Raw genomic sequence first — 14,180 nt, forward strand, 5'->3', positions numbered from 1 at the left:
TACTGATGAATAGGTTAAAGTACGTTCGAACACGATGTTCACTTGAGACAGCCTACTATTAGCTTATCTCAGACACATTCAGGATATGTCTTTGTCATCATCGCATCATTATGAACGTGTTTAGGTACGTTTGAACCTGATTTTCACTTAAGACAAGCTACTACGTATGTTCGCTGGGAATTTGCTTGCCCACATAAGTTGAATCGATGCAAATTAACGTTGTATTTATTTAAAAGTGTCTTTAGTCAAAATGAAGTATTGGTTATATATCGCTGTGTTGCTTGTGCTGTACAGAGAAACCTTATATAGATAGGAGCCGAATAATGATGACTAAAATAATCAAGATCGACGCGCCTGATCCACAAATGATCGTAGACGGTAGCACGAACAAAATAGCTCACAATCGAACTGCTCAAACAGCTCAAGCCGGGCAACCGACTCCAACTACGAGCGCAATAAACGCCGCAACCGTTGAAGCAACTCCCCCCGCACAGCAGGAAACAACACCATTATCCGCTAGCCAAACTGGAACCGATTCCGCAACAGCTTTTTTGAATCGTCGTCCTGGTTGGTGGAAAGAAAGCATCGTGTACCAGATTTATCCGCGCAGTTTTCAAGATACGAATGGGGATGGCATCGGTGATCTGCGTGGCATTATCGAGCGACTTGATTATATTCATGCGCTCGGTGCCGATGTGATCTGGATTTGCCCGGTATATGATTCGCCGAATGATGATAACGGCTATGATATCCGTGATTATTACCGCATCCATGAAGAATTTGGCACGATGGACGATATGCGTGAATTGATCGACCGTGCGGCGGGGTATGGTATCCGCATCATTATGGATTTGGTTGCCAACCATACATCAGATGAACACGCTTGGTTTGTAGAATCGCGCAGTTCACTTGTTAATGATAAACGAGATTGGTATATTTGGCGGCAGGGGGAGCAGGGGCAGCCACCGAACAATTGGACGTCCTTTTTCGGCGGTTCGGCATGGCAGTTTGATGAAACGACTGGCGAATATTATTTACACTGTTTTTCACGCAAACAGCCGGATTTAAATTGGGAAAATCCAGATGTGCGTCATGCGTTGTATGACATGATGAACTGGTGGCTTGAGCTAGGCATCGCTGGTTTCCGTGTCGATGCGATTACAGTCATCAAAAAAGATCAGCATTTGTTATCTTCAGCATATGACGCTGACCAGGGCACGATTCCGGTCGCTTCCGTCTGTCTCAATCGTCCGGGCATTACCGACTTTTTGCAAGAAATGAAACAGGAAGCGCTGTTGCCGCATCACGCATTGACCGTCGCAGAAGCGCCTGGTGTGCCGGTTACCGATATGGAGCATTATGTCGATGAGGAACATGGTGCATTTAATATGATTTTCCAATTTGATCATGTCGATCTCGATTGGTCGATGTATGAGCGTGCAACATACAAGCCGTGGAAGCTAAGTCAGTTTAAGCAGGCGTTGTCCAACTGGCAGACTGCAACAGCAGAGCGGAGCTGGATGGCATTGTATATGGAAAATCATGATCATGTGCGTTCGGTGTCCAAATTTGCCAATGATGCTACTTATCGCGAGCGTTCCGCCAAAATGCTGGCGGCGTATTATTTCTTAATGCGTGGTACGCCGTTCATTTATCAAGGGCAAGAGCTAGGTATGACCAATCATTATTTTGACTCAATCGAACATTATCGTGATTTGGACAGCATTAATATGTACAATGAGCAGCTTGCGCGTGGACGTTCTGAACAGGAATTACTCGATTATTTGCACAAACGCAGCCGTGATCAAGGGCGGATGCCGATGCAATGGGATGACTCCGCCAGCGCTGGCTTTACGACTGGACAGCCGTGGTTGCAAGTGAATCCGAATTATACCGAGATTAATGTGGCAGCACAGCTTCAAGATGAGCAATCGGTGCTGCATTTTTATCGCCGTCTGGCAAGTTTGCGTAAAGCGCATCCAGCGCTCATTTATGGAGATTATGCGGCGCTTTATACGGATTCCGAACAAATTGGTGCTTATACGCGCACATACAAGCAGGAATTTTGGACAGTTTGGTGTAATTTTACAAATAGCACTATTTTACTGTCCGATATTAGCGGCGGCGAATGGATGCTCGGCAATATGGACGATCATGAAAGCGGTACACTTCGTCCGTTTGAAACGGTGATTTACCGTACGATTCAAGCTAACTGACCGTACATTTAAGTGAGCCAATGAGCGTGTAGTACTAACACGATGAAAAGGGGAATCCGTACATGTCGAAGTCGATTCAAAACAAAGCAATGCTCATTACGTATGCCGACAGTCTAGGCAGTCATATGGGCGAGCTGGCGGACATTTTGGACCAGCATTTGGAAGGTGTTATTGGCGGTGTGCATTTGCTGCCATTTTATCCGTCTTCCGGCGATCGTGGTTTTGCGCCAATGGATTACACTCAAGTTGATCCAGAGCTAGGCAGCTGGACAGATGTGCGCCGGATGAGCGACAAATTTTATATGATGTACGATTTTATGATTAATCATATTTCACAGCAATCGGCATATTTTCAAGATTTTTTGGCGAAAAAGGACGAGTCCGAATATGCTGACCTGTTTATTCGGTACAAAGATTTTTGGCCAAATGGCGAGCCGACCGCTGCGGATGTGGACTTGATCTATAAACGTAAACCACGTGCTCCTTATGTGGAAGTGACTTTCCAAGACGGCACACAGGAAAAAGTATGGTGTACATTTGACGAGCAGCAGATCGATCTGGACGTTACGACCGAGACGACCCGTCGTTTTATTCGGGATCATCTAAATTTCCTCGCCGAGCAAGGCGCATCCGTTATTCGTCTGGACGCATTTGCCTATGCTAACAAAAAGATCGGTACTAACTGCTTTTTCGTTGAGCCGGACATTTGGAATATGCTCAAATATGCTGCCGACCTGACCGAAGCGCATGGCGTTGAAGTGTTGCCGGAAATTCACGAGCATTACAGCATCCAGCTCAAAATCGCTGAGCAAGGCTATTATGTGTACGATTTTGCACTGCCAATGCTCGTGCTGCATGCGCTGTATAGCGGACAAACGAATCGTCTGGCACATTGGCTGCACATTTGCCCACGCAAACAGTTCACCACATTGGATACACATGACGGCATCGGTGTCGTCGATGTCAAAGACTTAATGACCGACGAAGAAGCTGAAATGACGCGCGAAAGTCTGTACAGCAAAGGTGCCAATGTGAAAAAAATCTACAGCAGCGAAGCGTACAACAATCTGGACATTTACCAAATTAATTGTACGTACTACTCTGCGCTCGGCAATAATGATCAAGCGTATTTGCTCGCACGTGCGATCCAATGTTTTGCGCCAGGCATCCCGCAAATTTATTATGTCGGCTTGCTGGCAGGGGAAAACGATATCGAGCTGCTGGAACGTACGAAGGAAGGGCGCAATATTAATCGTCACTATTACAGCAAAGATGAAGTGGCACAGCAAGTACAGCGTCCGGTCGTACAAAAGCTGTTTGATCTGCTGCGTTTCCGCAATACGAGTCTAGCATTTGACGGTGAGATTGCGGTGGAGGAAGCTGGCGACAATGTGCTGCATATCACGTGGACGAATAGCGATACAGCAGCTCGCCTGGAAGCGAATTTGAAAACACATGCGTTTACAATTAGCGAGAATCGTGCTGGTGCGGGATGGGTTAAGGTGTTTTAAAGTCTTATTTTTAAAGTGGGAGTAGGGATAAGAAGGGAAGCTCGTCGTGTTGGGGGAAGGCACGATATATACACGATATGTAAAAGTTTGGTTTTGCAGCGAGAAAGGAGCGTGTGTAGTCATACGCTCCTTTTTGTAATGTGCTTATATTCATAAGTGTGTTCACAATCGCAACTTGGTCATAGTAACGGTCGAAAAGATCATGTTGTAGTTGTCAATGAAAGCAGTGGCATATACAGCTTAGTCGGAAGAAGACGAACCATATGAGGAACGATCTGTAAAATAATTTAAAGATGGACACTAGAGCGTGTACGCAAACCTAGCGTTTTGGAGCCTCCCCACTGCGGTACAGAATAAAGGGACGGACGTCCGTCTCACAAGGGAATCTACGAATAGGGAAAGGCGGTAAATTTCCTTGTTCAAAAGTCGTCTGTACTCCTTATTTCCTTCCCACAGTGAAGTGCGGCTCGCAGCTTACGAGTTTGCGTATACGCCTTAAATAATATGGCTGCTGGAAGTAAGCTGAAAACGTCAATTGCTAGGTGAGAGTATACTTGTTTTTGATGAGAAATGCTTGTCGTGATCGGTATTGTGAAGGCTTAGCTTATAATGGGTAAATCGTATAAAAAATTTTGCTTTACAAGTTGAACAATTCGTTATATGATATATTGGTATTCGGCAATCACAGTAGCTATCATCGAATGCAAGCATACATAGTATAGTATGGTAACTAAGGCAACATCTGTGACAGAACTACACTTTAATATTATGCCGGGGTGGCGGAATAGGCAGACGCACAGGACTTAAAATCCTGCGGTAGGTGACTACCGTACGGGTTCGACCCCCGTCCTCGGCATACGTATAAAATCCGCAAAGGTATGGGGTTTACGGACGGTTTCTTCAATAAGAAGGAGCCGTCTTTTTTGTGTATCCATGTAATTATCTGCAAAAATACTACGATACGCTGTTGATTCTTACCTACGTATCTGATGCACATACAAATATTACAACGGAGTATAGAAAGATGCATTTAACGACGCAGTTCCTTACGGAATTACGTCTTTTTTATCTCGCCTTGTCCTATATGCGATGATGTAGCAACGTCATTGAATAGCTATGATATTGCGTTTTAAGGTTGGAAAAATTCAGCCTCATTTTCATATTAGGCTATAATATAAAAACAAAATTTTACGCTTGATTTGTCGATATAGTGTTTATATAGAAACTTGTTAAACTGTGTAGCATATATTCTTAATATCTGTATTTATTTTCAAACTAGAAAAGAGTTGAATATGGATGAGTAAAAGTCTATTAGCAAGCAATAGTGGCTATAATTATTTAACTAAAACATTTAAAATCACTCGTAAAACTACGTTTGAAGAATTAAATGATATAAAAATGATTTTGAAAAAGACTTTTAGCATAGAAGAATTAGGCTTGCTGAAAGACGATTTACAAGGAGAATTTGAAAGTGCAAAAGCAGGCAATACTTTGATTGCTGGATTTGCTATATATGCTACTTTAGGAAATGCTGCGCTTACATTTGCTAGTAATTATTCAGCTAAGGTACAGGAGCAATTGGAAGGAGTAAGCGGTAAAACAGGATACATGTTATCAAGCGCACTCATAGCAAGTTTAGGACTTTTTGCAATAGGAATACTTGCAATGGTTTATTCAAGAAATATTTACTCTAGAGTAAAACGCACAAGTATTTTATGTTCGATGGTGAACAAAATTTATGAGGAGAAGATAGAAGAAGATAAGGTAACAAAAAATATTCAATCTTTAATTATTGCCCAACCTAAAAAATAAGGGGTAACAACCTATAATCCATCAATTGAAAGCGTATCCAAAAATGGTACGATAAACAGAACAGACTACACCACAGGAGGACAATCATGTCAAACCAATCTTACTCCGCTGCATCATTATCTCAATCATCGCAAACGATCCATACCGAACGTGATCTGCAACGCTATGAAACCGGCTACGATGCTTGGCTTTCTTATCTGCCATTACCAACATTCCCGGCTACCGACAATGCAGAAGCATGGGCAAACTGTTGTCGTCATATCCATGTCATCGCCGAGCAACAGCATCCGGTTGTACAGACAGCAGCAAGTGAGCTGGCACGCGGCATTAGCGCGATGCTTGGACAAAGTGTGCAATATAACTATATGACGCCGCACACCGAGGCGAAGTCGGACACTCATACCGCTACACATATGGACACCGATGGCACTGCCAATCCAGAGCCATTCCCTTTTATCGGACAACATACAGGCATTTGGCTCATTCCGTTACATACGCTGATTACACCTACCCCAGCACCTGCATCAGCCCTAACATCAACATCCAACATATCGACACCGAACGCCTACGAACTTCCCGAATGGCTAACTACGATGTACCCACACGCATATGATGATATACAGCAATGTATCGGTTATGGAGAGGCACAAGGTGCTGAAGGTTATGTACTGCGCGCATTGCCGGCTGACAGTAGCGATGCTGTACATAGCGATCGTACTGCACAAGGCGATCATACCTACGCTACTGAAGCAAAAGCGCACGCTCATACTAGCTCTGACGCTATCTCCACTGCTAACATCAACCTCAATACAGCAGGTGCAAGAATCATCATCCTTGCCCCAACCGCGGCAGGGCTGCTGTATGGTGCATTCCATCTGCTGCGCCATCTTGGCACCGGACAGCCGTTGGAACAATTAACTACCGTCAGTCGCCCGGCAAATCGATTACGTATGATCGATCATTGGGACAATGCGGATGGCAGCATTGAGCGCGGTTATGCTGGACCGTCTTTTTTGTATCAACATAATGCGTTTACCCGTGACTGGGATAGACTGCATGATTATGCGCGTCTGCTTGCTTCGGCTAGTTTTAATGCAATTGCGATCAACAATGTGAATGTGCATGCGACAGAGACGTTGTTTATTACCGATGCTTTTTTGCCGGATGTGGCGGAGGTAGCGAATATTTTGCGTCGGTATGCGATTCGGCTTTATTTAAGCGTGAATTTTGCGGCACCGATTGAAGCGGGCGGATTGTCTACGGCTGATCCGCTTGATGAAGCGGTGCGGCGCTGGTGGCAGGAAGCAGCGGCAAATGTGTATCGGTATGTGCCTGATTTTGGCGGTTTTCTGGTGAAGGCGGATTCGGAAAATCGCCCAGGGCCATTTACATATGGGCGTGATCATGCAGATGGAGCGAATATGCTAGCGGCGGCATTAGCACCGTATGGCGGGCAGGTCATTTGGCGTTGTTTTGTGTATAACTGCAAGCAAGATTGGCGCGATCGGACGACAGATCGAGCGCGGGCGGCATATGATCATTTTCAGCCATTGGACGGAAAGTTTGCCGACAATGTGATGTTGCAAATTAAAAATGGGCCGCTTGATTTTCAAGTGCGTGAGCCGGTATCGCCGTTATTTGGCGCGATGGAACAGACGCATCAACTGCTGGAATTTCAGATTACGCAGGAATATACGGGACAGCAGCGCCATGTATGTTATTTGGTGCCACAGTGGAAAGAAATTTTGGACTTTGATACCGGTGTCCATCAACGCTTTGCTCCGGTAAAACGAATTGTAGATGGCTCGATCTGGCAGCGGGAATGGAACGGGATTGCCGCGGTTGGCAATACGGGCGCAGATGGGAATTGGACGGGACATTTGCTAGCACAGGCAAATTGGTACGGGTTAGGACGACTTGCCTGGGAGCCGGATTTGAGTGCAGAGCAGATTGCACGCGAGTGGGCGACATTAGTATTTGGACAAGATAGCGAGGTCGTTGAGGCGATAACGGCGATGTTGCTTGCTTCGCTATCGATTTATGAAAATTATACGTCTCCGCTCGGCATTGGCTGGATGGTCAATCCGAATCACCATTATGGGCCAAATGTGGACGGTTATGAATATTCGCCGTGGGGCACGTATCATTATGCTGATCATGTAGGCATTGGGGTCGATCGGACGATTACCACCGGAACAGGTTATACGGCGCAATATGCAGCGGTGAATCGGGAGCGGTATGATTCACTGGAAAGTTGCCCGGATGAGCTGTTGCTCTTTTTCCATCATGTGCCGTATACGCATGTGCTGCATTCAGGCAAAACGGTTATTCAGCATATTTATGATACGCATTTTACCGGCGCAGAACAGGCATTTGGCTTGCTGCAAAGATGGCAAATGTTAAAAGGGCAGATCGCACCGGGTTTGCATACACAGGTGGCAGAGCGGTTAGCAGAACAAGCGGAGCATGCCAAAGAATGGCGCGATGTAATTAACAGTTATTTTTATCGTAAAAGCGGGATTGCAGATGTGCATGAGCGGGTGATCTATTGAGTCTGTTAGTACGGACATTAGCCCAAATGACCGTATAGCAGCAGGGATAGACCGTATAGCAACAGTGATAGATAGAAAGGAGCAATCAATGTACGATGAAGACGGACATGTCCCATCATACCGATACACAAGGCACAAACTACACAGTACAGCATATTATGAACGAGCTGTTCGGAGTCGATTCCGATACGATGAGCAAGCGCCAACAAACGGGAGCGACCGTCGACGGTTTGGAAACGGGGGCAGTGGATACGATCGTAACCGGTATTGTGACTGCCTTTTCCGCTAGTCAACGTATGATTGCGCAAGCGGCAGCATGGGGCGCGAATGTGCTGATTGTGCATGAAGGGCTATTTTATAGTCATCATGATCAGCACGAGCTGTTACATGCTGATCCGGTGTATCGGCAAAAGCTCGCTTTGATTCAGCAGACGGACATGCATATTATTCGTGTGCATGATGTCATTCATCGTGAACAGCCGGATGGCATTATGGAAGGGTTGTTGGAACGTCTACAATGGCGTAGCTTGGTTGTGGAAGAAACGGCAACATGGGCGATTGTGGAACTGGATCAAGCACAGGCTCTGAACGACCTAGCGGTATCGCTAAAGCAGCAGCTAAAGGCGCGTTATATTCGTCTATCCGGAAAAGCAGAACAGCGCTGTCAGCGCATCGGTCTGCTGGTAGGTTATCGTGGCGGAGCAACACTTGGTTTGCCGCTGCTCGGTCGGGATGATGTCGATGTGCTAATCGCTGGCGAAGGCCCGGAATGGGAATTGCCGGAATATGTACGTGATGCGGTCGAGCAAGGGCGAATGAAGGCGCTTATGATGGTTGGACATGCCGAAAGTGAACAACCAGGGATGGAGTGGCTGGCAGAGCGTCTGCGCAAGCGGTATGAAGGGATAGCGGTACATGATGTGGCAAATGAGCCTGTGTTTTGGATCGTATAACCATTTGGCTATAGCTTGGATTGTAATCAACTTATGCGCTTCATAAGCTTGAACAACCTAGTACCTTGACCGAGATTAATCTGACTGTTGAATCTGTTTTAAAATCTGATTTATCAGGATTTCAGTACATGATCAAAATTAACATTTAACTTGGTCAACGTACTAGCGCTACATTTTCCGGGAAATAATAGCGACTTGACTTCGCAAACAGAGCATCACCAATCCAGCTCCACCTAATCAGCATCAATAAATATCAGTGCCGAGGTGGAGCTAGGCGATTTTCCCGCATCCGCTCTGTATTTGCTAGTTTACCGCCGTTCGGACGGACTACAACCGCGCAATTGGCGAAATACACGGTTAAATGTGCGTACATTGCCAAAGCCGCAGTCAAGCGCAATATCGATCAGCTTGCGTTCACGGATCGTCATTTGCTGTTCGGCGCGCTGGATACGCAGCTCGTTAATGTAAGTATTGTAGCCGATGCCAGTTACATTTTTGAAAAAGCGAGAGAAGTGAAATACGCTCATCCCTGCCTGATCCGCACCATCTTGCAAAGTGAGCGGTTGCGTGCAATGCTGTTCCAACCAGTCGAGCAAGCGTTGCATAACGGCAAGATGAGCAGCGCTCGCTCTGCGTCGGATGGCAGGGCCATGTGCAGGCATGCAGCGCAAACAAAGCCCGCCCAGCATATGCAGCAGTCCGGTGATGACCGTTTCGGCATGAGCTTGCTGGTGCTGTTGTTCGGCAAGTAGCTGTTCCATAATGGTGCCGAGCTGCTGCCGCATATGTTGTCCGGTCAGATCAGTGTGCCCGAATTGCGCCATTTCAACTTCCGAGCGCAAAATAAAGCCGGAATGCTGACGCTGCTCAGTCGGCCAGCCCGCCGGCGCACCGATTAGCCGTGGATTAAAAATGACCATAATTAGCTCAGAAGCGGCACCGGTATGTTCATAATAGTGAATATCTCCGCTACCGCAAAAGGCAAATTCACCAGCTTGCAATGTTTGTACTTCAGAATTGATGCCAACACGCACCGATCCGTGACGCACATAAATAAACTCCAAATCATGATGCCAGTGTGCGAGAAAGCTCATATTGTGCACTAAACCGATCTGCACTGGCCAACCTTTATGATAAGAACGTGTTTCATGAAATGCGCGCATGATCATTCACCTCATCCGTGCTCTTTTACCGACTGTTTGTTAAGCAGCGATAGCCAAGCGATTGGGATTAACCGTCATTGTCTGTCAAAAAGAGTAGCAGTTCGATTGCAATTCACCATACTTTTTATAGGTCACTCTGTACGATATTAGCAAAAAATGTCCACTGAAACAATGAAATTGGCGCGCAAATTGTATGCGCTTGCATTACAATTTGGCTATACCTGCATAGAGCAGAGACATATTTCAACTGAAGATAGGAGCGTATCGATATGAAAAAACAAGCATTGCTCGTCAGTGGTGGCTGGGATGGACATCAGCCGAAAGAAGTTGCCGATATTTTTGCCGATGTGCTGCGTAATGAAGGTTTTGAAGCCGAAATTTCGTATACGCTGGATGCTTTTCTCGATGAGGAACGTTTGCAAAGCCTCAATCTAATCGTGCCGATCTGGACGATGGGCGAAATTAAAGATGAGCAACTGCAACCAGTACTACGCGCTGTACAAGGCGGTGTAGGCATAGCAGGTTGTCACGGCGGTATGTGTGACTCTTTCCGTAACAGTGTTGAGTGGCAATTTATGACCGGATCGCAATGGGTAGCGCATCCGTTTAATGATGGGGTTGACTATGAAGTGAATATGGTACGTACTTCATCTAGCCCACTGATCGAAGGTATCCCGGATTTTCAAGTTAGTTCGGAGCAATATTATTTGCATGTCGATCCGGTTGTAGACGTGCTCGCCACGACGACATTCCGCAAAAGTGAAGGCGCTCATTCCGCCAACGGGGAAATTGTAATGCCGGTTGTGTATACGAAGCGTTGGGGTGAAGGCAAAGTATTTTATAACTCACTTGGTCACCAGGCGAATATTTTTGATATTCCTGAGGCAAAAGAACTGATGCGCCGTGGAATGGTGTGGGCAGCACGCTAAACGGTACATACACCCGCTCGATTTAGAAAACCAGAACATTACTACATTTGCAGTCACACTGAATTTGCAACCATGCTGAGAAAGGCGGAATCTATTATGCGTAAAGTGAAAATCGGCATTATCGGCTGCGGCAATATTAGCGGCATTTATATGGAAAATCTGACCCGTACGTTTGCCAATACCGAAGTGTATGCGTGCGCCGATCTGCATCCTGAAAAAATGGACGCGGCAGCAAGCGAATACGGCATTCCACATCAATGGACAGCCGCGCAAATTATCGCTAGCGACGAGATTGAAATCGTCGTCAATCTGACTACGCCCAAAGACCATTTTGAATTATGCCGTCAGGCGCTGGCAGCGGGCAAGCATGTGTATGTAGAAAAACCGTTGTCCCTCTCATCCGAGCAAGGCCAAGAGCTAGTACGCCTAGCCGAGGACAAAGGTGTACTGCTCGGCGGTGCGCCAGACACATTTCTCGGTGCAGGTTTGCAAACATGTCGCAAGCTGATCGACGATGGTTTTATCGGTGAGCCGGTAGCGGCAACCGCCTTTATGGTCAATCATGGACATGAAAGCTGGCATCCGAACCCATCGTTTTATTACAAAAAAGGCGGCGGCCCGATGTATGACATGGGTCCGTATTATTTAACCGCGCTCGTTTCCTTACTCGGCTCGGCACAAACGGTAGCCGGTATGACCAAAAAATCGTTCGCACAGCGCACCATTACGAGCGAACCGCGCTTTGGGGAGGTGATCGATGTCGAAGTACCGACTCATATCGCCGGTACGGTTCGTTTTCATAGCGGTGCCATTGCTACGCTTATTACGAGCTTTGATGTATGGAGCAGCACATTGCCATGTATTGAGATTTACGGAACACAAGGTACACTGATCGTTCCCGACCCGAATACATTTGGCGGTCCAATTCGTCTGCGTACTGCGCAAGGAGACGAATTTATGGACATGCCACTGCTGCATCAATATGCGGACAATAGCCGCGGAATCGGTATCGCTGATATGGCGGACTGTATACTAAACGGCGGCACCCCACGCGCAGGCGGCGATTTAACGAGTCACGTACTGGAAATGATGGATGCATTCCATAGCAGCGCCGATTCCGGCACCTACGTGACCCTGCAAACAAGCTGCAAGCAGCCCCGTTCACTGCCAACCGGACTTGTGAAAGGGCATGTAAGGTAAAAGGAATGTTAGCACACAACATCGTCTATGCATAATCGATGCATTATCCACGACCGTAGAGGCATATAAACAGCGTATAAAAGAACGTAAAAAATACGATCCACCCCAATTCTTATCCTGTGGTGTGGACAGGATAAATGAACGCTTTGCCTTCTCGCTACGCTAATGTGGCAAGAAGACAAAGCGTTTTTGTTTGGCATGATCTAAATTATATAAATCCTTTAAAGCACTAAGCTATACAAAGTCACGCTAATGCCTTTCATCACGCCCTACAAGCATTTCAAAATGAAACCTTCCCTGAAGCCCTGCTCCATGCGCGACAAACTTCATATTGTAAGCAGCACTTCGCGGAGTGGTACCTGCCACGCAGATAAAGTTTGCAAGAGCATCCTCCCAAAACAAAAAACAGCTGAAACAAACCCCAATATACATTATCATAAAAATAGGGTAATAACACAATGAAGCACGCTGAAAGTTTAGTATCGATCATAGATACAAACAAGCGCATAATCCGCTTGTCATAACTGTTGACCTTGATGGAAAAAAAGAAAGGATGTTGTTTATGTTTGGAAACGACTGGGACGATATATTAAAGCACGAAATGGAGCAGCCGTATTTTCAGGAACTGATGAGCTGGTTGGATGAAGAATATAAGGAGCATACCGTGTATCCGCCGCGTGATTTATTATTTCAGGCACTTCGTTTGACACCCTATCATGAGGTGAAAGCAGTCATTTTGGGGCAGGACCCGTATCATGGTGCCGGGCAGGCAGAAGGGTTAAGCTTTTCGGTGCAGCCCGGTGTGAAAGTACCACCATCTTTGCGCAACATTTACATAGAGTTAAAAGAAGATATCGGTGTACCTGTGCCAGCGCACGGTTCGCTCGTCAGTTGGGGTCAGCACGGTGTGCTGCTGTTGAACACTGCGCTGACCGTACGTGCAGGCAAGCCGGCTTCGCATCGTGGAAAAGGATGGGAACGTTTTACCGATACGATCATTCGGCTGTTGAATGAACGGGAGCAGCCGCTCGTATTTTTGCTGTGGGGTAATCATGCGGCAGAGAAGGAAGCGCTGATCAATACGAAGCATCATCTAGTCATTCGCTCGGCGCATCCGAGCCCGTTTGCCGCACGCAAAGGCTTTTTTGGCAGCCGTCCATTTTCGCGCACGAATGCATTTTTGCAAGAGCATAGTCAACAGCCGGTAGACTGGGCAATTCCGGAGTTGCATTAAGCATGGGGCGTGGAGGTGGGATTATGAAACAGTGGGAAGGCAAAAAAGTCGTAATCACGCGGGATGACGAATATCATTCTAGGCTCTACGGCACGATTCAGCACTGGGATGTGGACAAAAATCGGCTCGTTTTACAGCCAGGCTCGATCCATATTTTGCTCAACGATATTTTGCATATTAAAGAGCTGGATATGCTGCCACAAGATTTAAATTCCGCCGCATGGGAGCTAAATTCGGTCGGTTATGTGATGAAGCAGCCGGTTCAGTTTGACAATGCGATTTTATTCGGCTCCAAAGTGATGATTTGGAAGGGCGATCAGCTAATCGAACCGTTTGCACGGCTGATTCAGCACAATCGTGAACGGGTCGTGCTTGATGATCAGCGTGTATTTACGAAGGCGGATCATGTGTTTGTCGTGCGCTCGCGTCGAGGCTGCTAAGTATGTTACTATAATCATAACAAAACAAACGAGTACTATCGTCGCTACATACGGGACGATAGTCTTATTTTGGCAAAAAAATGAGCTTTTTTACAGTCGATGCTTCAATTTTGGGCGGTTGGTTCCGATATTAAGTAAGGAATGAACACAGACGAAACTATAACTCAAGG

10 protein-coding genes and 1 tRNA gene are annotated in these 14,180 nt (G+C 46.4%); 10 read left to right on the forward strand and 1 reads right to left on the reverse strand.

Translation table 11 applies throughout. The features are described from left to right. The first annotated feature begins 323 nt into the window (after positions 1-323). The 6 genes from U1I11_RS07120 (at position 324) to U1I11_RS07145 (ending at position 9,044) form a co-directional block, all read left to right on the forward strand. Positions 324-2,216 (forward strand): glycoside hydrolase family 13 protein, encoded by a 1,893-nt coding sequence (locus tag U1I11_RS07120; protein WP_322905133.1) that lies wholly within the window; start codon positions 324-326, stop codon positions 2,214-2,216. A gap of 62 nt (positions 2,217-2,278) precedes the next feature. Then, positions 2,279-3,727 carry a sucrose phosphorylase gene (gtfA, locus tag U1I11_RS07125; RefSeq protein ID WP_322905135.1) on the forward strand — a complete coding sequence of 483 codons (1,449 nt, stop codon included), beginning with the start codon at positions 2,279-2,281 and terminating at the stop codon, positions 3,725-3,727. A 770-nt stretch (positions 3,728-4,497) separates the two neighbouring features. After that, positions 4,498-4,583, forward strand: a tRNA-Leu gene (locus U1I11_RS07130). A 440-nt stretch (positions 4,584-5,023) separates the two neighbouring features. Then, positions 5,024-5,539 carry a hypothetical protein gene (locus U1I11_RS07135; protein WP_322905137.1) on the forward strand — a complete coding sequence of 172 codons (516 nt, stop codon included), beginning with the start codon at positions 5,024-5,026 and terminating at the stop codon, positions 5,537-5,539. 86 nt (positions 5,540-5,625) lie between these two features. Further along, positions 5,626-8,091, forward strand: coding sequence for an alpha-glucuronidase (locus U1I11_RS07140; protein WP_322905139.1), 2,466 nt, complete (start codon positions 5,626-5,628; stop codon positions 8,089-8,091). Positions 8,092-8,186: 95 nt separating this feature from the next. After that, positions 8,187-9,044: a Nif3-like dinuclear metal center hexameric protein gene (locus U1I11_RS07145; protein WP_322905141.1), complete on the forward strand. Its 858-nt coding sequence runs from the start codon at positions 8,187-8,189 to the stop codon at positions 9,042-9,044. 308 nt (positions 9,045-9,352) lie between these two features. On the opposite strand, the gene U1I11_RS07150 is transcribed toward U1I11_RS07145, so the two are convergent. Then, on the reverse strand, positions 9,353-10,207 hold the full coding sequence (locus U1I11_RS07150) for an AraC family transcriptional regulator (RefSeq protein WP_322905143.1): 855 nt from the start codon (positions 10,205-10,207) through the stop codon (positions 9,353-9,355). A gap of 269 nt (positions 10,208-10,476) precedes the next feature. On the opposite strand from U1I11_RS07150, the gene U1I11_RS07155 reads away from it, so the two are divergent. The 4 genes from U1I11_RS07155 to U1I11_RS07170 all read left to right on the forward strand — a co-directional run bounded on the left by U1I11_RS07155 (position 10,477) and on the right by U1I11_RS07170 (position 14,010). Next, entirely contained in the window at positions 10,477-11,136 is a 660-nt protein-coding gene (locus U1I11_RS07155) for a ThuA domain-containing protein (protein WP_322905145.1), read from the forward strand. A 96-nt stretch (positions 11,137-11,232) separates the two neighbouring features. Next, on the forward strand, positions 11,233-12,336 hold the full coding sequence (locus U1I11_RS07160) for a Gfo/Idh/MocA family protein (RefSeq protein ID WP_322905147.1): 1,104 nt from the start codon (positions 11,233-11,235) through the stop codon (positions 12,334-12,336). Positions 12,337-12,898: 562 nt separating this feature from the next. Continuing rightward, a complete protein-coding gene (locus tag U1I11_RS07165; protein ID WP_322905149.1) occupies positions 12,899-13,570 on the forward strand; it encodes a uracil-DNA glycosylase in 672 nt (223 codons plus the stop codon). 23 nt (positions 13,571-13,593) lie between these two features. Next, a complete protein-coding gene (locus tag U1I11_RS07170; protein ID WP_322905151.1) occupies positions 13,594-14,010 on the forward strand; it encodes a hypothetical protein in 417 nt (138 codons plus the stop codon). Positions 14,011-14,180: the final 170 nt, after the last annotated feature.

The sequence above is a fragment of the Paenibacillus campi genome (assembly GCF_034659835.1).
Taxonomy (GTDB): domain Bacteria; phylum Bacillota; class Bacilli; order Paenibacillales; family Paenibacillaceae; genus Saccharibacillus; species Saccharibacillus campi.

What these genes read in the sequence shown, in the direction of transcription:
- U1I11_RS07140 (WP_322905139.1), top strand. Translation starts at nt 5,626, where the DNA reads ATGTCAAACCAATCTTACTCCGCTGCATCATTATCTCAATCATCGCAA.
- U1I11_RS07135 (WP_322905137.1), top strand. Translation starts at nt 5,024, where the DNA reads ATGAGTAAAAGTCTATTAGCAAGCAATAGTGGCTATAATTATTTAACT.
- U1I11_RS07145 (WP_322905141.1), top strand. Translation starts at nt 8,187, where the DNA reads ATGAAGACGGACATGTCCCATCATACCGATACACAAGGCACAAACTAC.
- gtfA (WP_322905135.1), top strand. Translation starts at nt 2,279, where the DNA reads ATGTCGAAGTCGATTCAAAACAAAGCAATGCTCATTACGTATGCCGAC.
- U1I11_RS07155 (WP_322905145.1), top strand. Translation starts at nt 10,477, where the DNA reads ATGAAAAAACAAGCATTGCTCGTCAGTGGTGGCTGGGATGGACATCAG.
- U1I11_RS07120 (WP_322905133.1), top strand. Translation starts at nt 324, where the DNA reads ATGATGACTAAAATAATCAAGATCGACGCGCCTGATCCACAAATGATC.
- U1I11_RS07160 (WP_322905147.1), top strand. Translation starts at nt 11,233, where the DNA reads ATGCGTAAAGTGAAAATCGGCATTATCGGCTGCGGCAATATTAGCGGC.
- U1I11_RS07150 (WP_322905143.1), bottom strand. Translation starts at nt 10,207, where the DNA reads ATGCGCGCATTTCATGAAACACGTTCTTATCATAAAGGTTGGCCAGTG.
- U1I11_RS07165 (WP_322905149.1), top strand. Translation starts at nt 12,899, where the DNA reads ATGTTTGGAAACGACTGGGACGATATATTAAAGCACGAAATGGAGCAG.
- U1I11_RS07170 (WP_322905151.1), top strand. Translation starts at nt 13,594, where the DNA reads ATGAAACAGTGGGAAGGCAAAAAAGTCGTAATCACGCGGGATGACGAA.